Origin of the sequence: Paenibacillus hebaui (assembly GCF_051934385.1) — a bacterium.
GTDB lineage: Bacteria > Bacillota > Bacilli > Paenibacillales > Paenibacillaceae > Paenibacillus.
The window spans coordinates 2,859,427-2,882,481 of record NZ_CP196836.1 but is presented as its reverse complement, the minus strand read 5'-3'; the positions used below and the strand labels follow the sequence as shown (position 1 = coordinate 2,882,481).

The window sequence follows — 23,055 nt, the reverse complement described above, 5'->3', positions numbered from 1 at the left end:
TCTGATAATCCCCGTTCTTCAGACCCCTGTTATAAAACCAGAGACGGTACAGATCCCTGATAGACCATAATGGATTCTTCTTCATCCAAGATCTCCAGATCTACCAAAGGCTGTTTCCTGATTAATGCAACCTGATCCAGCCCACCATTCATCAATACATTTAGAGCCTCCATAGCTTCGGGAGCTTCAATTGAACCTTGTCCTGCTTTTTCCATGCGTGTCTTGTAATATTCAGAACGTACCAAACCCACACTTCCCCAATATCCCCAATTCATCACTTTGATTGGGACATCACAGCCCTGTCTTAAAAATTGGGCAAATACATCTTTGAACTTACAGCCAGCTACGTAATTGGCCTGTCCAGCCGAATTCAAAAAGGAGTTCATAGACGAAAAAAAGAGTACAAAGTCAAGCGACTCTCCAATACACACTTTGGCTATATTGATGCTTATGTCTACCTTGGTGGAATAAGCTTTCCGAAAAGAAGCTTCGTCCATATATTCCAGACTGCGATCTTGCAAAACGATGGCTGAATGAATAAAACCGTGAATGGTTTGATGTTTCCTCCTAATCTCTGTACATGCCTGACGCAGTGCTTCCGAATCCGTTGCATCAATAGCCATGTAAGAGGGTACGGGGCCAAGCTTGCCCAGTCTTTGCAACTTCGCCTGAATGTCAGCATCCAGATCCCTTCTTCCCAGCCAGATGATCTGGGCTTTATAATGCCGGATCATATATTCACTCCATGCCTCCCCGATTCCGCCTGCTCCACCAATAACGACGTAAACACCCCCATGGCGATAGGAATGAGGCTGATCGGAATTCGCAGGGGTATTATATGCAACGGGCACGAGTTGCTGGCGAAACCATTCGGCTTGTCTGTTTACATACGGAAATCCATAGGAATCAGCAGGCAGCGACAGCAATTCGTACAGACTCTTCTCATTCAACACCTCCAGATCCACCTGCCTAACCTTCCATCCGGGTCGTTCTTTGCACAATACACCTATAAGACCATGTATCCCGGCATGAGTGGGATCAACCGGATCAAGTGTATGAATGGAGTTTGCCCGCATCGTGATCACAGTCCATTCCATACTCCGATTTCCATATCCGTTCTGAAGAAATGCCTTAATCAGTCTGTAGAGAAGAAATACTCCTTCTTCCTGGGCCTCAATCATTCCCTCGACATCAGGCAAGCTTCCAGCGGTTATTGGAGATATCCACACCACATGACGAAAGTTCATGATTGGGGTCAGCTGTTCCGAGATCCGCATGATGGAATCCTGTGGATTCAAAACGATCATTTCGGCATGTGGCAGATGTTTGAGCAACTGGCTCAAGTGCTGGCTCTTCATACCTACCAAGCATATTTCTCTTGGCAGATCGTTGACTCTCCATGTAAGGTCACGTTCACGTTCATGTTCAGGTTCATGTTCAGGTTCAGGTACATGGATAACCTGCTCTTTCCATACAGGGGCCAGCATTTGTAACTCGTACATCTCCATCCCTTCAGTTTCTTCGAGATCAGTAGCTTTCGACTCAGGTCTTCTGAAACGCATTGCCTTAACAGATACCAGTACATCACCCTTCACATTAAACAAATCCATGTCATATTCGGTATCCGCGTGTACAACGGCGCTACCGCTTTCGTGATGGACTCGGACATGAGCCCACATCTCTGCTTCGCAGGAGCCAAACATTTGGATTTGCTGTACGGAGAAGGGCAACAAAGGCGTATCTTGCTGCTCGTCCTGAATATTTCCCGAAGCACTGGACCAGATTCCAATTGCGGCTTGAAAAGCGTTATCCAGAATACCTGGATGAATGGTACCGTCCTGAAATCCATCTAGAATACCCGAAGGCAGGGCAATTCTGGCCAGTGCCTGATCATGACCCACTGCCACAGATTTCAGGCCCCGGAATTCTGGACCATACCGCATGCCTCTGGCTGAAAAAAAGGAATAACAATGCTCTGTTGTGAGATTTTCCAGATTACAGTTGCTCAGGATGGTCTCCACTTCGCATGTTTTGCTTACTTCCCGCTTGGTAATCACAGCAATCCCTTGGCTGAAAACCATGGTGTCTATCTCATCCCCCTGAGAATTACTTGGAGAATGAACTGTCACTACAATATCTCCATTCATGGAAGGCTTAAGAAGTATTTGAAGCCTTCCCATTCCTTTTTGAGCTACAACAGGTTTGAGCCATACCAGCTTTTTAAGGCTGATTTGTTCATCCTTTGCAGGGTGAGCAGCCATCATGACAGCAGCCCTGATCAGTTCAATATGAGCTGAAGCAGGCAATATGTTATATCCGTTTATTTCATGATCCCGAAAAAAAGATTCTTGGCCAGTAAATGCAAATTCGTAGCTATATGCCCAAAAATCCGATCTGTTTTCCAGCTCCATCATGATTCTGTCATCTATTCCCGACCGATGAGATCCCGGTTTTTTTATGCTGTTGACTGGATCAGGAAGCCAGTGCCGTGTCTCTGCGAACGGATATGTCGGTATGGAGATTTTCCGTTTCCCTTCACTTTTATCCATTGAAGACCAATCAATCCGGTTACCGGTTACCCAGAGCTGAGCAAGTTTATGAAGCTCTGCTTCGATCATAAAATCCTGATCCGTGGACGGATGATTGTAAGTTATAACGCGCTCATCTTGGGGGGATTTGCGCTTGGCTATGCTCCCTTGCCAACATCGAGATGGATCTGCCCGATCTGTGACAAACTGCTCAAGCGTTTCCACGGCATCCGTGATGCTTGAACTCACAATTGCTAGTCTTTCCTCCATCTCCTCCCTGCCCGTTTGCATTGTAAATGCAACATCAGCCAGGGTAATCCCATCCGTTTGACTCAGGAATTGACTGATTCGCCTCGCATATGCTCTCAATCGATCTCTGTTCTTTGCAGAAACGATGAGTAACTGGGGGCGATTGGATATATTCTGGGAACTATTGCGCTTTGTCACGTATTCGCGGATGACGATATGAGCATTGACACCTCCAAAGCCAAATGAACTTACGCCTGCACTTCTTGGGGAAGCGTCATGTTTGCGATTCCACATCTGTCCTTCCTTTACGATATAAAATGGACTGTTCTCCAACTGGATGTACGGGTTAACTTCATTCAGCTGCAGATTTGGCAGCAATCGGTTATGCTTCATACTGAGTAACACGTTCAGTACTCCCGCCACTCCTGCTGCTGCCTCCAGGTGTCCAATATACGTTTTTATAGTCCCCACTGCACAGTGCGGAACGGTGGAATCCGGGGCAGAGTCGCTCAATCTGCCATGCAATTCATCCCAGTTTTTAACCAGCTGAGTGAAGGCTTTTTTAAGCGCATTTATCTCTATCGGATCACCCAATGGCGTTCCCGTACCATGTGCTTCAATATAATCTGCTGTCCTCGGATCAATTCCGGATCTGGACCACGCTTCGATAATAAGTTCTGCCTGTGCGTTAGGGTTTGGAGACGTCAGGGTGTTGGCATGCCCTCCATGATTTATAGCCGTTGCCTGGATTACTCCATAGATATGGTCTCCATCTGCTTCCGCTTTGGACAACGGTTTGAGCAGCAATGCCCCACTACCTTCGCCACGAACGTACCCATCGGCACCTTGATCAAAGGTTTTACAGCGACCATCCACACTGAGCATACCGGCCTGATTAAAGGCAATTGTCAGCTGTGGACTTGCGATAACACTAATGCCTCCGGCAACTGCCAGTTCACATTCTCCGTTGTGTATCGATTCCACTGCCCGATGAATGGCGACCAGCGAACCGGAACAGGCTGTATCCACAGGCTCACTGGGTCCATGCAGATTTAGAAGATATGAAATTCGGTTAGCCAGAATGGAGTGAAATATGCCCAAAGCTGTATGTGCCTCGGTAGGAACGCCAGTTTGATGCATCAGATCATAATAATCCGAACTAACCACCCCAACAAACATCCCTGTTTTACTTCCGGACAACTCGGACGGCCTATAACCGGCATCTTCAATGGCTTCCCATACGGTTTGCAAATAAATGCGCTGTCTCGGGTCCATCAACCCGGCTTCATGAGGGGAAATCCCAAAAAACGAAGCATCAAATTGATCAATGGCTTTCATAAATCCGCCCCATTTGATGTTGGTTTTGTTGACTTCCTTTATCGGGTCCCCATAATATTGATGCCAATCCCAGCGTTCAGGAGGGATTTCAGAAATGAATGTTTTTCCAGAAACCAAGTTATCCCATAGTTCATCCACACTCTCGGATTGAGGCATATGAGCACCTATACCAATAATGGCAATGGGCTCTTTATTCCTCCTATGGATATCGGCAGGCTCACTTGCATTCTCATTCGTTTCATCATCACTGACCGTTTGCGATGTCTGCATTTCGGGTTCATCATCCCCACCACTCATTCCATGATATCGGGCAATGTCTTCGCCATAAGCTCCGATCAGGTAGGTTGCAAATGCCCTTAAAGTCGCATATTCAAACACAACAGGAGGCGTCAGATCAATGTTGTACGTTGCGTTGAGTCGATTGACAAAATCAGTCGTCGAAATGGAATCAAACCCATAGTCACTCTTGTCCGCATCCAGATCCATTTCATGTACATCAACACTGAGAATCTGTGAGGATATGGTTAAAATAACTCCTGCAGCCCTTTCAAGTAAAACTTCCTCATTTATGCCATTCTCCAAAAACATGTCCTTTTTCGACGGTTCCACATCCGCAAATGATGTTTTCTCATGTACCTTCTGAAATTTGGCCGCATTCCCGGCAACAATCACCAGCTGACTTTCCTTACAATGGAAAGCATCTTCAAAAGCCTGTAAGGCATTTTCGCTGGATATTGAATAAATCCCGAGCGTATTTTCCAAAAAAAGACGATGGGTTTGATCTACGCCCATCCCTGCCTCCGACCATAGAGGCCAATTCAGGGAGATCGTCTGACCGGAACGCAACCCCTCTTTATTCAAATGATCCCGTCGACGGCAAAAACCGTCCATAAAGCCATTGGCAAAGGCATAGTCGCATTGTCCAGCGTTGCCCAGAACAGACATGACAGAAGAGCAAACGATGAAAAAGTCCAGCTGTTCATGACAGGATGCTTCGTCAAGCCAAACGGTTCCGTATACTTTCGGAGCCATAACGGCATCCATGTCCGCCTTGTTTTTGGATTGGAGTGTTGAATCTCTCAATACACCAGCGCAATGAATCAGACCATGAATCCCCCCAAATCTGGCTTTGCACTCATGGATGAGATCAAAGGCCGATTCACGTTGCGATACATCCACTGGAATATACTCAATTTCAGCCCCGAACTTCCCCAGATCAAGCAATTGTTGTTCCTGATCCCTACTCAGAATGGAACGCCCGGACAAAACAATGACACGAGCGAATTTGGCAAGCAAGGAGGCAAACTGTAGGCCGATGCCGCCCATCCCACCTGTGATCAAATAAACGCCTTGTTTATTCCACTCCACTTGTGGATATTCTTTTTTCGGCAGCAATACCAATCTTTTCACATAACGCCGATTGTCGCGATAACGAACCTCCACCGCCTGGTCCCGAGCTTCCAGCTCCTGTTTGATGAGTTGGAGCATGTCGATTGGTTCATTTCCCGTGTCCAATGTACGGCATGTCCATTGCGGGTGCTCCCATTTCACACTGCGCATGAAACTGCTCACAGCTTCACTTGCCGGTTCTTCTTTACGATCGCTTGAATAAGCATATAAAAGATTTACTTTCTTTTTGTCAGCGCATTTCGCCAGCCATCGACATGTATAAAATAAGGCGTAGACGCCTTGGGCAAGCTGTTTGCTCAGCAGAGTCCCTCCATCTCCAGGAAGTACCGCACCACTCCATCCATGAACGACAGTATCAGGTATCCACTGTAATTCGGACAGCCGGTTGAATAAACGGTCGAAATCTTCCTGTTCCGGTCGGACTACAAATGTACTCGCATCCTGCTCGATGAATTGATTTCCCTGTAACACACGAATGATGGAAGCTCCCTCGTCCCATTGCCGCATGTTGTCTTTACCGGAAACAAATAGCAGAAGCCTCTCACTTTTGAAAACAGAACGTTGAAGGGCCTGGCTTTCCCAGGATGGATACAGATACGTATTTTGCTGCATGTTTTTTTCATTGGAAGCCGAAGGATCATGTCGCTGTATCTCCTGTATAAGCTGGTAGGCTATCTCTGATGAGAGACGTCGTCCCTTCACCATTTCAAGAATTTGATCCAGTGATAACATCTGATCTTTTCTCATCGTTCCTCCATATAAGTTAAGACATCAACAGGTTCAACCTCTCCGGCTTCCAATTTTTGCAAAAGTGTCTTCAGTGGATCTTCCTTCGTATGGCGTTTTTTGTCCTGAACCTGTCTTACCGTAAAATCGCTCATCTCCATGCATATTTGTTCCTGCTCATCAAGCAATACAATATCAAACTTGAACGCTTTTTCCCCTTGTCTACCCTGCTGTCTAACATACACGCTTCCTTTGTCTGGAAGCCGATTCCACAATCTGACCGCACCTATGGAATAGGGCATACAAGGAACAGAGCTCACTTTTTGAACAAGTAACATCGCTGTCTGCAGGGCGCTGTCCATCGTTACAGGATGAAGCGTATATGCGTGTGACTGTTCACGACAAGAGATTGGGAGCATAAACCTGGCAATAGCCTCCTCTTCACCCATGCAGCAGTCCGTTATGGATTGAAAGGAAGAACCGTAGACCAGATGACTCTTTTCAAGTTTGCGATAAACTCCCGGAACAGGGTCAACACATCTTCTTCTAATCGCATCAATATCCCGTTTAACCTTATATGCATTGCCTTGTCGCGCAGCCTGTTTATTGCCATCTGTTTTTATTCCATACAACGTCCCTTGCCCGTGAATTCGTCTGGGGTTCGCATCATCGCCGGTCCATACGTGGAAATGAACTTTTTCCTGAGCTCTGAACAAAGAAATATTCACTTCAACAGGATGCTCCATAACCGTTAGGGGCCTTGACCACACCACTTCACCAAAACCGGTAACCTCCTGGATTCCTGCATTCTCCGCAGCGGCCAATGCCATCTCCAAATAAGCAACACCTGGTAATGTCCGTTTACCGTCTACGACGTGATCATTCAGAAAAAATTCTTTGCCGGTAAACAGAGTTTGGTACTTGAATTCATCCAACGTTGAGGTATTCCAGCCGATCATCGGGTGTAAAGCTGGATCTAGCCCCTCCCCCTGTGCACTCGGAAGCTTATGTACATCCATAACCGATTGATTCACTGTGGTATTATCATGTAATCGATGTAAAACAGACTCGAAACGCTGAGTCGGTAGGGCAAGCTTGTTAAATGTTCCTGCGGGGAACCATAGGTCCCATCTTACATTGACGCCATGGAGCCATAACTGACCAAGGATATTCCAGACGTCATCCCCCGCTTCATCCTCTTTTAAAGCGATTTTCAGCGTATCAGGTGATTCACACTGAAATGCTCCGATGTCTATGATCTTGATGTCAGACGAAATTTTTTCCAGATCAACCTGGCTTTTTTGCGTTTGACACAGCCATTGCTCAGCACTTCCGATTTCTTGCATGTTATCGTTTCGGGCACGTAATAGGTTGTCATGTTTGTCCATATGCATCTGCTGTTGTTTCAGGTTCATGGATTGAGCAGCAGCCTTATAATCCGCATTGAAATCCAAAACAAGCTGAACGACCATTTCAGGAAGTAAGATGTGATCATCCATCAGATCCAGCATTTCTTCGAATCGTGGATCGGGCTCAACCATTATCGTCAAATCCCATTTGCGGTTCAATCTCCGCAGTGAATGAGCCACAGCCGTAACCATGATGAACAACTGCTGAGGGGAACGCTCCGCAAACATCAGGACATCAGCAGGCTTTCCAAGCAGCTCCTCCAAATTCCAATCGTTTCCACTTGCTACACCCAGCAGATTCGACCATTCCTCGATATACTTTCTGAAGGTGAACTGATTAGAGAGGAGTGACCGGCCCTTAGTCAAAAAATATTGAACCCGCTCCCGATCACTTACAATTGGATATTCCAATCGATCATGTTCTCGATCCCCAGAGCCCACATTTTCAACCTGTGAACCACCCAACAAGTGCCGTAGATAAGACTCGTCAAAAGAAACCGGATACAAAATGACTTGCAATGACGGGTCATAATAGGGAAGACACGGACGATGGAGTTTAATGAAGTCAGCTTCATTCCTCCCTGCAAGCCTCGAAAGAATTTGTTCTGGAGCGATCATCTGGTTTACCCCAAGAACCGCCCACATCCCTGTTCTTTCCCCTGAAATCCATTCCACTTTTAAGCCCACATCGAGTAAACTTCGAAGGACGGCATATCCAGCAATGAACTGACAACACGGAATTGTATCTTTCACCCAAGGTTCATTGTAGAACATCCGCCGATAGTGATCGGCAAGTGGGCGATCGGCAATTTGGTCCAGTAAGGATTGGACGATATCCTTCACATGTGGTAAATCCCGGGTTGACATGTTAAATTGCTCATAGTTTAAATAGGATAAGTGACCCACTCTTATTGCCCACTTTTGCTGTCTTGGCTTGAATGGACGACTTGGGTCCGAATGCAACTCTTCCTTCAACTGCTGTAAGCTGTCTGCCATGACAGCATAACGGTAGGGAAAAGTCACTCTTCCCGTAAGCAATGTTCCACTAATATCACGCAGCGTACATTCAGCAAACTCGGGTGTGAGCGAGAATGCTCTCCACGATTCAAGCTGTTTTTCCAAATGCCATTTCGATTTGCCTGAGAGCGAGAACAGCTGAGAACGGGCTACTGCTGCTTCGCCCTTCTGTTTGTTCGAGGGTGCTGCGCACCACTGTTCAATCATCAGATGTGCGTTAACTCCACCAAAACCGAAAGAGCTTATGCCCGCTCTTAAAGGCAGCCCTTCGCCAGCACTATTCCAATCGGTTAGATGGCTTGCCACCTCAAAAGGAGTGCTCTTAAAATCTATGATGGGATTAGGGTCGTTAAAATGAAGGTTGGCCGGTATTTTGCCATGTTTCATCATCATGATCACTTTCACAATACCAGCCATGCCTGCAGCACTCTCCAGGTGGCCAATATTGGTTTTCACCGAGCCAATCCGACAAAATTGGGTTCGAGAAGTATAAGCAGCAAAAGCATTTTTAAGCGCTTCAATTTCGATCGGATCTCCCAATGACGTTCCTGTTCCATGTGCCTCAATATAAGTGACCATTTCCGGGGAAATACCTGCATCCTGATAAGCAGCCAAGATGACGTCTTGTTGTGCCTTCATGCGTGGAGCGGTTATGGATGCGCTTCTTCCACCATGATTGCAAGCAGATCCTTTGATAATCCCGTAGATATGATTACCTTCCGTTAACGCATCTTCAAGCCTTTGAAGCAACAGCACCCCTGCTCCATCGCCCGGTACATACCCATTGGCTTCCTTATCAAAGGTTTTACAGCGTCCATCCGGACTTAACATTCTTGACTTGGAAAACGAAATAAACTTCCAAGGATGCAAATTCAGATTTACACATGCAGCCAAGGCGTAATTACACTCTTTTCGTTGCAGGGCTTGTTTGGCTTCATGCACGGCCACTAATGAAGATGCACAAGCTGCATTCACCGATATACTGGCGCCCTTTAGGTCCAAAATGTAAGAAATCCGATTGGCAAGAATGCTCTCATAATTTCCAAGGCAGGCGTAACTATCTGTCTCCAATTCGGGAAGGGAGGCCATTTGGCGGTGATCTACAGTCATTACTCCGGCATAAACGGAAGTGACCTGATTCTGTAACCTTTGAAGCGAAATTCCGGAATCCTCTATGCATTGCCAGGATACTTCAAGAATAATTCGTTGCTGTGGATCCATATTTTTGGCCTCTCGGGGAGAGATACTAAAAAAGCGGTGATCAAAAGAATACACATCATCCAGCAGACCACACCATTTTCCAATGCTTTTATTAGGGGCTTCAATATCTTGTGAATAGAACTTCGATACGTCCCATCGATCTGGGGTAACCTCTTTAACGGAATCCACACCATTCGCAAGATTATCCCAAAACGTGGTATAATGATCAGCCTGCGGAAACCTGCATGCCATACCAACAATCGCAATATCCGTAAGGCGCATTCCCGAATCAATATCGGATGTTGGCTCCATGTCCTTCTTTTGTCGCATCATCCTACCCCCTGTCCCCTAACGCTGTTAAAAGTTAGTTCATCTCAACCGCCACAGCCAATTGCTTTCAAGCGTTCCTGCAAAACCAAAGCCGTATCTTCCATCAACTTTATGCCTACTTCAGCTACACGACGGTTTCTCCAGTCCTCAAGATCTGTGCCTTTTACCCATTGATTAAAAGCACCCAAGGCTGGACCACAGTGGACCTGATAATCGACCTGATGACCTGCTGTTCCTTCCATTGCAAGCCTCGTACTGTGGGCAAAATACCACTTAAATACCAATGCCATTTTGTATTTGGGGTTCTGTTCAGCTTTCTGTATTTCCTCGGGAGACCTGTATTGAACAACCTGGCGGTATACTTCATCAAAGGTTTTTTTGAAATATTTGTTTTCCAGCTGCTGTTTGTTTTTTTCACTAATGTCATTCAAAGAATCATGCTGCCGGTACAAATCATAAAGCTTGTTTGCTCTGGCGGGGAAAAATACACCTTTGCGAAGAACCTGTACCTTGGCTCCAATCTCAAACATGTCTCCAGCGGGGGCATATTCCGTGTCGTGAATGTTCATATCCTGTAGCAGATCCTTAACAGCGTCGCTAGTAGCCGCTTCAACGGTGCATTGATTGATTGAACCCGTTACGATGAAATCCGCACCGAGCAAAAATGCTGCTGCTGCTGCTTCAGGTGTACCAATGCCACCCGCAGCACCAATGCAAATCTCTTTCGAATAACCGTACTTTTCCATCATTGTATTGCGAAGACGAACCATGGCAGGCAGCATGACATAAGCCACACCTGCATCTGTATGTCCACCTGAATCCGCCTCAAGGCACAGATCCTCTGCAACGGGTACTTTTTTCAGAAGTTCTGCCTGAACCGATGTAATCTTGTTTTCCTTTAACAACTTCTCAACCATGTACTCCGGAGCAGGACTTAAAAATGCTTCGGCCACTTCAGGTCTGGATACTTTGGCAATAATGCGATTGGTTGCAGACACCCTCCCATTTGAAGAACGCTTCAGTCCATGGGCACGGTACTTGATTAATGCTGGAGTAACACCCATGAAAGCAGAAGCTTCCACTGTATGCACTCCTTTGCGCAGTAATAAGTTAACTTGATCTTCTTCTCGTTCAGGATGAGTCATTTGATGAAGAAGATTTAACCCATACGCCTGTCCATCCTGCAAATGGTGTTGCATATAATCGATTCCTTCTTCGATTTGCTTGAGGTTTAACCCACCTGTTCCCAAAAAGCCCATCATTCCCGATTGCCCCACTTTAACTACCATCTCGGCCGAAGCAATACCTTTGTACATTGCACCCGTCAAATAGGCCAATTTCAAATTGTATTGCGTTTTGAATTGTTTCGAGCCAAGGGACTCGGCCAGTCGAGTTCCTTCGCTGCCGGGCTGTACGACGGATGATATTGGAGAAGTGGAGTGAACTGCTGACGATAACGGTTCGACAGACATGTCATCCGGACGATATACGATGGGCTCACACTCCGTCTGAATCTTTGTAACCAGCTTAGTCAGCACATTGCCCGGACCGATCTCTTCTATTGTTTTTACACCCATGCCCATCAGAATTCTTACCGTTTCACACCAGCGAACCGGATGTGTAATTTGGCGGACCAAATTGGTATGAATTTCATTCGTGCGGTAGGGCTGCGCTGTATAATTCGAGATGACGGTCATCGTTGGAGAGGAAAATGAATAACGCTGGAGGTACTGTTCGAATTGTTTGGCTGATTCATCCATATACCGGGAATGAAATGCCCCACTGACCCTGAGAGGGATATACATCTGTGCACCGTTTTGCTCAAAAATCGTTTTGGCCTGATCAATGATCTCCTGTGGCCCTGCAAGGACAATTTGGGTCGGGGAATTCAGATTGGCGATATCCAGTTGGTGCAGTCCAAATCGTTGGAGAATTGTCTTCAATGCACTCTCGGTTAAACCGATAACCGCTGCCATTCCCCCTTTAGGGGCTTTGCTCATGAGTTCTCCTCTTTTATGTACAAGCTTCAGTCCTGTGGCAAAATCAAATACGTCTGCGGCAAAAAGCGCATTGTATTCTCCCAGACTGTGACCCGAAACCAGGCTTGGCTTTCTGCCCGTCTCCTTAATTTTATGTAAATACGTCATGGCGTTAACAACAAACAAAGCCGGCTGCGTATATTCTGTCAGGCTCAATTGCTGAGAACGATCGTACAAACACAGCTCCCGAATGGAATATCCAAGAATATCATCCGCCTGTCGGGTCAACTCTGAAAACTGCTCAAACAACCCTTCACCCATGCCCAATTTCTGTGATCCCTGTCCTGGAAATACATATGCCCACAAAGGTTCATCCCCTCCAGTTTCATTCGAATTGGAATAACGACTAATGATCTGTTCCACATGTTTTGCATCCTGATGGAAGGGTGTCATGGTTATACATGTTCGTTCCTTCCGGGGGCTAATCTGATTCACGAGGCTGGATAGTGTACCCGAAGGCCCCAAATCCAGAAAAATACTATTCGGTTTCTCTTCTTTAATATGGGATAACGCGCGAGAAAATAGAATCGGTTCCTTGACAACTTGCCAAAAATGATCAGTAGATACCTTGGTCACAGGTTGTCCAGTCAAACTGGAAACAAGCGGGATCGCGGGATCATTGTAAGACTGCTTGTCCAGATAGGCCAAATACTCTTTGGCGGCAGGATTGATATAGGCTGAATGAAATCCATGAGTCACAGGCAGTCTGACATGAGAAATCCCTTGGCTTTTAAGCCAGTTCTCTGCTCTTGTAACCCCTTTCAAGCTTCCGGAGATTACTAGATGATTTGCCGAATTGACAGCAACAAGCTCACACTCTGCATGCAGCTCCAGATTGTTGTCATAGACTTCACGACTATGCAATATAGCAAGCATGCTTCCCGGAACACATGTCTTGTGAATGATTTCAGCTTGTCTATAAACCGCTTCGAGCCCCGCCTTGGGAGTCATTACGTTGGATACAGCTGCTGCGGCAAACTCCCCCAAACTGGTTCCCAAAACGGTAGCGGGTATAACTCCGCTCTCTATTAATGTCCTGGCAAGTGCGTATTCCAGCATATAAATGGCCGGATGTGTAATTAGAGTTTCATTGAAATCTTCAGAAAAAGACCGATTGGAATCATATAATTCCTGTACAATGGATCTGCCGCCGATATCTTGAACCCAACGATCCATCTGCAACATCCATTGGCGAAACACCGGATAACTCTGATATAATTCTTTTCCTGCCTGAAGATATTGTGAACCCTGACCGGAGAACATAAACACAATATTTTCTTTCATATGTCACGCCCCTTGTTCCTTCACACAAAGCTTTTGGCATCCGGCTGATTCTTACGCATACGAAAAGCAATAAACTGTCCTTCATCCAAAATATTAAAATAGATGTTTCTCTCAAGCAGCATACGAAGTGTCTGACCCGGTTCAATGCCAAATGAATGTGCAGGGTATACCCTGACGGAAGGATGTATTTGTTCCCGTATTTTTTGCAAACTCTGATACATCGCACCTGGATCCCCTCCGCGTTCGGGGCATATGCCACATCCCTCTGCAAACAGAGTATCTCCTGTAAAAATATGATTTGTTAATGAATAACATATAGAACCCGGCGTATGTCCTGGGGTGTTTATACAGGATATCAGTGTATTGCCCATTAAAACGGCATCTCGATCCTTTACAGGCTTCAAATTCTTACAGTGGTACCTAAAAAAATCAATTTCGGCACCCCCCATATAAACCCGAGGATTAAAACGCTCGAGCAATGCCCCCACTAGATGTACATGATCTGCATGGGAATGTGTCAACAGGATGTGTGTGAGTTTGGCCTGCTCAGCTTCCAGGGAATCCAGAATGGCTTCAAGGTCCCAGGAAGGATCAATAACCGCTGCCTCACGGGTCGCTTCATCAACGACAATATAGCTATAATTAATGAATGCTTCATAACTGGATTTAATAGAAATCACCTTGTATTCACTGGTTGTCATATGAAGTTCTCCTTGTTAAACAAATGAAATGATCATATACAAACACGCAAAACCAACGATAAGTATAAACGGAGTATCTACGGTATGGGGTGAGAATGCCTCAGCTAGAGTTACAGCTATAGGAAGAACCAGCAGTGCAACAACTAATTGTGGAACTGTAAAACTGCTTGCAAATACCAAAAGGATCAACACTGCTGATAGAAACACACATAAACTGCCTTCGATACTTCTCGTAAACTTTTTCTTCGAAAACAAGGCATGAACACGATATTTATGTTTCCCAAAGCGAATACCGATCGGTTCGGCAAGCCCGTCTCCTAGTCCATTGATGATAACGGGAATAAAGGCCAGCGTGCCATAACCTATGCTTTGAAAATACAGAAAGCATGGTGCCAGAACGACGTAGCCGGCAATTAATTGCGTATTCATCCACAGCAAAGTATGAGGACGATCTTCGGGACGGTCAAAAGAAGCAAACATGCGTTGAACCAATACACTTTTCTCGCGAATTGGCTTAATATAAATGAGCATAATAACGCAGTTCATCAGCATTCCGACGATAAAAATAGGCCCGGTATATCCTGTACTGGAACTCACGATCAATTCAATAGCTATCGGTGTAATAAAAGACATGAAATGAACAATTTTACGAGCGTAATTCACACGCAACTGATATTTGAGTACAATCGTACCGATCAAAAATTGGATTCCGTACAGTATGACAAACATGATGCTTTGCTTTATGATGAATGCTGTCATATTTTGCGCTCCCACCCCAGTAGATGAATGTCCCTTTGATAACTACTTATTTCCAAAAAAATAAAAGGGAATCTTTCCTTTTCAATGTGAGTTAATAAAAACACTGATCATGGATAAGACTCCCCGCGACGGTTAATTTATTCACATGTAATAGATAATAAGAATGCTCTAGTTAAGCAAAAAGATCCAAAAAGCGGCTGCCAATACAAAACGATAGATTGCAAAAGGAATCAGTTTAATCCGGTTAATCAACTTCAGGAAAAATTTAACTGCAATCATGGCTACAATAAAAGCAGTCACAAACCCCGTAATAAATAAGGGAAGATCATCAACCGACAGATGATCCCAGCTCTCGTATAAATCCTTCAGTGAAGCACCGAACATAATAGGAAGCGCCATTATAAACGTGAATTCCGAGGCTGTTTTGTGACTCATGCCTGCTAGCAAACCTCCCGATAGCGTAGCACCCATTCTCGAAAAACCGGGAACAAGTGCAAAGCACTGGAACAGACCCACGATTAAAGCCTGCCGGTAAGTGACTTGATCCAACGTTTCTGCAGCTGGCTTTTTCGGTTTGAATATCTCGGCTGCAATCATTAGAATCCCGCCAAGGATTAACGTCACAACAACCGTTTGAGCACTGAACAAAACCTCTTTTATGTAATCGTAAAAAAATACGCCCCCAACACCAAAAGGGATAACACCAATAATGATATGAATAAGTGTTAATTTTTCCTTAGCTTTATTTGCTTTCCGATCTTCTCCAACATGGATGCCAAGGATGCTGAGAATTCGTTTCCAGAACAGAAAAGCTACAGCCAGGATTGAACCGAGTTGGATTACAATCTCGAATGTCGAAGCACGCACAGTACCCTCGAAACCTAGCAAATGTCCCACCAGAATCAAATGACCTGTGGATGACACTGGGGCGAACTCCGTAAGTCCTTCCACTATCCCTAGTATAAGCCCGATAATAATGTCCACTAATTTTCCTCCAAATCCTAAATGAATTATAATTTATCAAAGTAATAATTTACATAAAACACCATATTAAGTCAAGTCTTTACACTAGAATAGCCCCTCTCCAAAACTCTTAAACAAAATGGTAATTGATGCATCAAATTTTGTCAATAAATCCAAACAATAAATTTTATTTGTTTTTATTCCACGTTTCTACATCATCGTGTTCATTCTGAAATTGACTTGTAATCCCCTCCTACCATAAGTATGTTATCATCCTCCCCTTTATACTAAATACTAAAATTTGTTGAACTATGAAAATTGTTCTTGGATCACTCGGCTTTTCACTCTCACAAAAAGACCCTATAAAGTAGACTTTGTGTCTGCTCTATAGGGTGTGATGTACGTAGACGATGTTCTTATAGTTGTGATGCTACTAGCCAGTCTCTAGGACTTGGCAGGTTTTGCGGAATTGTTACGTTTTGTAGACTTTACCTTCTTCACCTCAATTATAGCAGGCTCCTGCGGATGTTCAACCGGGTACCATTTGCGGAACAATAACGTCTGCAAGACCAGGAATGAACCCCCAACCGTCCAATATAGCGGCATGGCTGCCGGGGCCGAAAGGGAGAAAAAGGCCATCATCAATGGGGAAAGATATCCCATGATGGCGAACTGTTTTCGCTGCTCAGGCGCCATGTTGGCTTGAGAAACCTTCGCTTGAATCAGATAAATGATCGCTACGACCACTGCAAGCACATAATCGGGCGCTCCCAATTTGAACCACAGAAACGAATGGGACGACAGTTCCGGCGTAAGCCGGATGGCTGTGTAAATGCCTGACAGAATGGGCAGCTGGATCAACATCGGCAAGCATCCGATATTCAGCGGATTGAACTTTTGCTTCTTGTACAGCTCCATCGTTTCCTGTGAAAGCTTCTGCCGATCTGCGGGATCATTTTTACCCTCATATTTTTTCTTGAGCGCATCCATCTCGGGTTTCATCGCATTCATGATTACTCGGGTTCCCTGCTGGGACTTGGCTTGGCGCATCATCAACGGCAGCAGCGCAAGACGAATGACTAGTGTAATCACGATAATCGCAACCCCATAGCTACCGTTAAATAGGGTGGCAATGTGCTGAATCAGATACGACAGCGGAAATACAATGTAATGATTAAAAAACCCCGGTGTTGATGAAGTAATCTCCGATACGTTGTTGCTGCATCCGGCAAGCAGCATAACCGCAAACAAAATGGCGATCAGGCCATAGATCCGTCCCTTGCCCGATGTAAAAGTGAACCCCTTGCTTGTCTTATGTTCCATATATATCCTCCTCGTTGATTTGTAGGAAATTCGCTCAACGAGGGCGTGCAATCTGGTTCATCTTCATCCGGTGATTCTCTGCGTCTGACCATTCGAGTTAATGCTTCAGGTCTGTGCTGTGCATCCAGGGACAACGCGGGCAAGCCTGGTTCAAGTCCACCACCGGCGCCACCTTCCATCCAGTACTCTGTCATGCCACAGTGAAGATGGGCAATATAGGCATAACTGACGGTGAAGATGAGTCCAATCGAGAATATATACGGCAATAATTCATGAAGTTCAAACAAGGGATTCACCCCCTTTATAGGTTAGTTTTTATATTATAACACTTACATATTGTTTTTTGCATAAATCCATACGTGAAAATAGCTATTATTCATCTATTCCGTTCTCAATTTGGACAATTCCAGCTCAGCCCTATGTCTTGCCACGTTATAAGAAGGCCAGGAAAGGTCTGCTGAATTCATGTCCAGGTAGGCATGGCGCTCCAACAGTTCCCTCTTTAGAATCGGATACTCTTCCAAGGCAAACTCCCGCAGTAGCGGAACTGCATCTGCCGACAGACTCGCCAGGTAGGAAGCATCAATAGTGCCCGTCTGATGGTAACGTTCGATATTTAGCTCGGCAATCCGTTTATCCATCCCCACATAATTGACTGCAACATAGGCTGTGAGTGCCAGCACAATATACCAGCGAATCAGCGGTATCGATGTGTAACGTATACGAAGACCGGCAATCAGCAACAGGAGTGCCAGGAAAATCATGAATGCGTGCACCAGGAATCGAATGTACGTATATCCATAAGCCTGCTCATAGAGATTCAGACGCATAAACGCGGAATACAACATGATTGCTGAACAACATACCAGAACCAGGAGTAGTACCTGATGTATGATTAAGCCGACTTTTCCACTCGGACGAGTATACTGCAATGCAACAATAAGGATGAAAAAGTTAATGCCTGTGACGAGAACCAACTCTGCGAATCCACTTCTCGCATACTCCGCGTAAGACAGATCTGCCGGAAGATGCCCCTCGCCTGCACCAAACAGGTACGAAAACTGTACGAGTACAAACAGAACGTACACACAGTTGATGACCACCAGCATCGTGCCCACAATGATCGGGTCTAATTTGAATGGTTCCCGATGAGCCTGCGTGTAGATTGCCTCGGCCGTGATCTGATTCGTAACCTGGCCCTCGACAATCGGGTTCACAGGAGGGGCTTCAAGCGTATGATCACGCGGAATAACCGCGGATGCTGCTCCATTTTTCCAATGTGCGTTCGCTCTCTTCTCTGCTTCATATTGCATAGGCTGCACAAATCCCCATATGTAACTGAATAACAATACACCTGCGATAATAATCCAGATGATTCTCGGCAATCCTGGCGTAAAAGCTAATTGGTTCAACCACTCCGGGAAACCGGATAAATATTGATTAAAAATTCCATCAGCTGAAGACAGTAAGGATACGACCACAATGAGGATGGGCAAGGATGCCACCAGGCCAATGAGCACTTTGAAAACAACCGTTTTCTGTGATTTGCCCATCCCACGCCCACCTGCTTTTACAGCGATGGCAGCAATGGTCCCCCAATGACGTATGGCTTGTGGCACCAGATGGTCGATAGCGGTACCGATCAAACCAATCTCCCACCACTGCCTCCGTTTTCTACCCATCAGATATGTCATATGTAAGCTAATGAGGCCCGGTACAGCTAGGAAATTGAGAGCATACAGCGGTTCATTGTCGTATAACATAAAAGTTAGCGACAACAAAAAAACGACGCCCCCTACAAATGCATCAATCCACTTGAATGACCTCATACGATCCCTGGCAAAAAGATACATAAAACCATAAAAGAGAATAACAAAGATGGGATATGATACACCAATCTCATTGCCAAAGAATAAATACTGTTGAATGACAGCCAGTATCCATGCAGATAGTAGCGTGATTAAAGCGCGTTGCGGTGAAGCCATTATTTTATCAATCATGGGAAAAACCTCCATTAAACTTTCTATCCTTAATTTTAGATGATAAAATAAGAATATAAATAGAAATTAAAATGAACAAAACTTCTTATTTTATGACATTACCATAGAGATCATCTCCAGGAGGACTCAATATTTGAAATTACACCAGCAATACTTGCTGTTACATAACCAATTTGGTCATAAGACTGAACATGAAGTTACACTCGCTGACCTCGCTGAACTGTTGGATTGTACTCATCGCAACACATTAACCATTGTCAAAAAGATGGTGGCCCACGACTGGATTCAATGGGTTTCCCAGCGCGGCCGTGGACGACGCTCTTCATTAACCTTGCTTGTTCCGGCTGATCAAATCGCCGCAGAATACATGATGCAGGCCATGAATCGCCGGGAGTTACAGCAAGCAGCCGAACAGGTGAGAGCATTCTCCAGTTCAACGACGATGCAGGATTATCTGAACCAATGGCTGTTAGGTTATTCAGGGCATCATACGGAAGCCGGGAGCCATAATGAGAGAATTGATACATTGAGACTCCCTATTCGGCAGCAACTTCATGCGCTTGATCCGCTTTATATCAATCTGCTGGCTGAATCCTTTGTCACCAGCCATGTCTTTGACGGATTGGTTCAGCGCAATGAACAGGGAGAGATTCTCCCCTGTCTGGCTCACACCTGGGATGTCAGCCCGGATCGGCGAACATGGATTTTCCATTTACGGAAAGGCATTATCTTTCATGATGGGCAGACATTGACTGCTCAACATATTGTGCACACCTTTGAACGGCTGAAGTCCACCAAACGACGGACATTATACCGCGACGTGAGCAAACGAATTCTGTCTATTGAAGCGGTCGATCCCTTAACGGTGTGTTTTCAACTAAAAGCCCCACACGAATTGTTTTTGTCCTTTCTTACGACGAGTCGTGCGGCAATTGTTGCTTCTCAAGCCACATACGAGCAGCGTAAAAACGGACATAACGAAGCAGATGTGATAAATACCATGCAGATGCCTGTAGGAACCGGTCCCTTCAAGGTCACCGCCTGGGATGATCATCTCTGCAGACTTGAAGCCTTTCCAATGTACTTTCAGGGCAGAGCGCAGATCGACCGGGTAGACATCCTGCAAATCCCTTGGAGTGCTCCTGCAAATCTGGATGAAAGCCAAGATATCGAATCGCCCTTCGTTCACCTTGTGCATAATCCTTCTTTGGGTGCTGGTGCAGACTGGGCACAGATTAGCGCAGGCGTGATGGTACACAAATTGCTTACTTGTAATACGCAAAAAACCGGACCGTTAAACGATCCGGAAGTAAGAAGGCACATTCAGTCTTGCCTCGCTGGAATGTATAGAGATGACGGGAATGCAGATCATCTTGAAGTCATGTATCCTGAGGCGGTGAATACCGGGACGGTACACCCGGAGGGGGCGAAGCATATAACTAAACGTTCCAATCCCGCTAGTTCCATCTCCCTGCACATTGCAACCATTCCACAATATCGCAGGGATGCCCAACATTTAGCATCTATCCTGAAGCGATGCGGTTTCTCCTGTACCGTCCGCACGGGTACAATGGAGCAGTTCAAGGGAGATCTGCGGCTGGAATCCGATCTGATTCTCTTCTCGCTGATTCGGGACCGGGACGAAGAATTGCGCAGATATGATCTCTATCTTACCTTATCCGAGCATCTGGAAGACTCTTGCAAAACAAGCGTACAAGAGATGCTGCACACCGTTGTTGCTTCGCAACGACCAGCAGATCGAACGGCTGAACTGGATCGGATCGAACAATTTTTGGTACAGCAGAGTCTGTTGTTCCATTTAACTGAAAAACCTGTGGAGACTGCCTACCTGCCTTCCGTTCGCGGCCTCTCCTTCAACAGCCAGGGATGGGTCAACCTCCGTCATATCTGGTTCCCGTGAATGCTCATTTCGGGCATAACAATATCTTCGTTCAAAGAGTGCGGCCCTGATGTTGGATGCTTATGAACTGATCATTGGATCGGCATCCACCTTCTGCCGTATTTTTTCATTTTTCTTTGAAATGGTATCCTTCCGACGGTAAATACCCAGAAGTAAACCGAGCATGGCATAATCAAACATCAGGTGATTTCCGTATCCAATAAAAGGAAATGAAATGCTAAGGATCGGAACCTTACCGGTGGTCATCGCCAACGAATAGATGGTTTGCAATGCAAACATGGCTGTGATACTGACCATAATCATGCGACCAAATCCATCCCGAATGCGAGGAAGCATCTTCACCATACTGGCAACAAACCAGATGATACCCACCAATAACAGGATCCCGGCTGACCAGCCAAACACATCAATGAGCAGCACACCTGGGTAATCTATATAGCTCGTTTTAAACCTGTCGAACGTTGTATCAACCCCATTACCCCACCAGCCGGCTGATTGTACGATATTCATAATCGAGTTATTGTAAAAACCATCCCCATTGGGATCATCCTGAAGATTCAAAACGACAGAGAGCCTCTCCAAGCGTCCGTATTGATCTCCAAAAAACAATAACAATACAGCAACACTTCCAGTAAATACAGCAGCTATAGTTGTGTATAGCCATTTTCGTGTGATCCAGCCAAATAAAACCACCGATACGATACCAAACAGGAATAAGCGAACCCAATCCGAAATTTGAAACAAGAGCACCGCAGGTAGCGCTACCATTGCAAAATAAGTCAATAATGACTGTACACCACATCTACTTCGGAGTTTATCCAGCGTAATTGCACCTATGGCAAGTGGCAATACCCACATTGAAACCGTTGTCACATCTAGTACAAAACCGAAAGGCAACACCCAGAACCTATTTATACCATTGTAAGTTGATGAAAGTACTGGATTGATCCACAACATGACATTTAGCAGAATATAGATCCACCAGGCCGCTCTTTTCAACTTTCGATAATCAAAGTAAATAAAGGACAACATGAATATAAAACCCATTACGGTGTAAATTACATGATTGCTATACAAGTCCTGATACATTTGTACTGTGACATTAGTCGTAAAAATCCACATTAACAACAGGCTCACTGTAGCTAAACCAAGTAATCCGGTCAGCAGCCCCCAATGCATTCGATGACGATGCAACCGGTGCATGCTTTTGCCCACCACTGCGGGATCACCCATCTGCTCAATGGCATATGTAGCTGCCTCTTCCTGGCCCAGTCCCTCTTGCTCCTTGTCCAGCATCATTTCTTCCATGTGATTTCCCAGTTCATCACGCAGATCGGTATGTACTTCACGAGCCTTGACCTGACCACACATCTGATCAAGATAATGTTTAATCTTCTCGTGTCGATCCGTCATGTTAAGCCTCCCTCCCCAAGCACCCGATCTACGGCTCCGCGAAATAAAAGCCACTCGGCTTTTTTATGCTGTAAAGCCTCCACACCCTTATCACATATGGAATAATATTTGCGTTTCCTACCTTCTACTTCCATCCAGTAGGACTCCACCCACCCCTCAAGCTCCATCGCGTGCAGAATGGGATATAACGTACCTTCTTTCAGATTAAACACACCCTCGGATTGGCGATGAAGTTCCTTAATCAATTCATAACCGTATAGTGGCTGTTCCTTCAACAAAGTTAGAATCAGTGTCTCCGTACTGCCTTTAATCATTTGTTTGTTTACCTGCAAAGCTGTCACTCCCCTTTGTTCATGCTCCCACGTCCAACAACAACCACTTTTACCACTTCTTAAAATTCAACGTGAACTCAATAAAATCACTTGGGTATATACATCGGAAATCT

12 protein-coding genes are annotated in these 23,055 nt (G+C 45.4%); 1 reads left to right on the top strand and 11 read right to left on the bottom strand.

The features are described 5' to 3' along the window. Positions 1 to 29: 29 nt before the first annotated feature. From ACR32F_RS13285 to ACR32F_RS13245, 9 genes are all read right to left on the bottom strand, one after another. A complete protein-coding gene (locus tag ACR32F_RS13285) occupies positions 30 to 6,272 on the bottom strand; it encodes an SDR family NAD(P)-dependent oxidoreductase (RefSeq protein ID WP_440119136.1) in 6,243 nt (2,080 codons plus the stop codon). Next, positions 6,269 to 10,210, bottom strand: a complete 3,942-nt coding sequence (locus ACR32F_RS13280; RefSeq protein ID WP_440119135.1) for a type I polyketide synthase — start codon at positions 10,208 to 10,210, stop codon at positions 6,269 to 6,271. Before ACR32F_RS13280 ends, ACR32F_RS13285 begins: the two co-directional genes overlap by 4 nt. 41 nt (positions 10,211 to 10,251) lie before the next feature. Continuing rightward, a complete protein-coding gene (fabD, locus tag ACR32F_RS13275) occupies positions 10,252 to 13,530 on the bottom strand; it encodes an ACP S-malonyltransferase (protein ID WP_440119134.1) in 3,279 nt (1,092 codons plus the stop codon). A 20-nt stretch (positions 13,531 to 13,550) separates the two neighbouring features. Beyond that, positions 13,551 to 14,231 (bottom strand): MBL fold metallo-hydrolase, encoded by a 681-nt coding sequence (locus ACR32F_RS13270; RefSeq protein WP_440119133.1) that lies wholly within the window; start codon positions 14,229 to 14,231, stop codon positions 13,551 to 13,553. 15 nt (positions 14,232 to 14,246) lie between these two features. Next, positions 14,247 to 14,990, bottom strand: a complete 744-nt coding sequence (locus tag ACR32F_RS13265; RefSeq protein WP_440119132.1) for a hypothetical protein — start codon at positions 14,988 to 14,990, stop codon at positions 14,247 to 14,249. Between the two features lie 168 nt (positions 14,991 to 15,158). Further along, positions 15,159 to 16,001: an undecaprenyl-diphosphate phosphatase gene (gene bacA / locus ACR32F_RS13260; RefSeq protein ID WP_440119829.1), complete on the bottom strand. Its 843-nt coding sequence runs from the start codon at positions 15,999 to 16,001 to the stop codon at positions 15,159 to 15,161. A gap of 396 nt (positions 16,002 to 16,397) precedes the next feature. Next, positions 16,398 to 17,276, bottom strand: coding sequence for a membrane protein insertase YidC (yidC, locus tag ACR32F_RS13255; protein ID WP_440119131.1), 879 nt, complete (start codon positions 17,274 to 17,276; stop codon positions 16,398 to 16,400). Further along, complete coding sequence (locus ACR32F_RS13250; RefSeq protein ID WP_440119130.1) at positions 17,213 to 17,563, bottom strand: hypothetical protein; 351 nt, start codon at positions 17,561 to 17,563, stop codon at positions 17,213 to 17,215. Before ACR32F_RS13250 ends, yidC begins: the two co-directional genes overlap by 64 nt. A 93-nt stretch (positions 17,564 to 17,656) precedes the next feature. Further along, a complete protein-coding gene (locus ACR32F_RS13245; RefSeq protein ID WP_440119129.1) occupies positions 17,657 to 19,276 on the bottom strand; it encodes a DUF4153 domain-containing protein in 1,620 nt (539 codons plus the stop codon). 133 nt (positions 19,277 to 19,409) lie between these two features. Between ACR32F_RS13245 and ACR32F_RS13240 the strand changes: the two genes are divergently transcribed. Further along, positions 19,410 to 21,197 (top strand): ABC transporter substrate-binding protein, encoded by a 1,788-nt coding sequence (locus tag ACR32F_RS13240; protein ID WP_440119128.1) that lies wholly within the window; start codon positions 19,410 to 19,412, stop codon positions 21,195 to 21,197. A 60-nt stretch (positions 21,198 to 21,257) separates the two neighbouring features. Here ACR32F_RS13240 and ACR32F_RS13235 read toward each other — a convergent pair whose 3' ends face one another. After that, positions 21,258 to 22,610 (bottom strand): FtsW/RodA/SpoVE family cell cycle protein, encoded by a 1,353-nt coding sequence (locus ACR32F_RS13235; protein WP_440119127.1) that lies wholly within the window; start codon positions 22,608 to 22,610, stop codon positions 21,258 to 21,260. Further along, positions 22,607 to 22,942 (bottom strand): PadR family transcriptional regulator, encoded by a 336-nt coding sequence (locus tag ACR32F_RS13230; protein WP_024631897.1) that lies wholly within the window; start codon positions 22,940 to 22,942, stop codon positions 22,607 to 22,609. The genes ACR32F_RS13235 and ACR32F_RS13230 overlap by 4 nt, the downstream gene beginning before the upstream one ends. Positions 22,943 to 23,055: the final 113 nt, after the last annotated feature.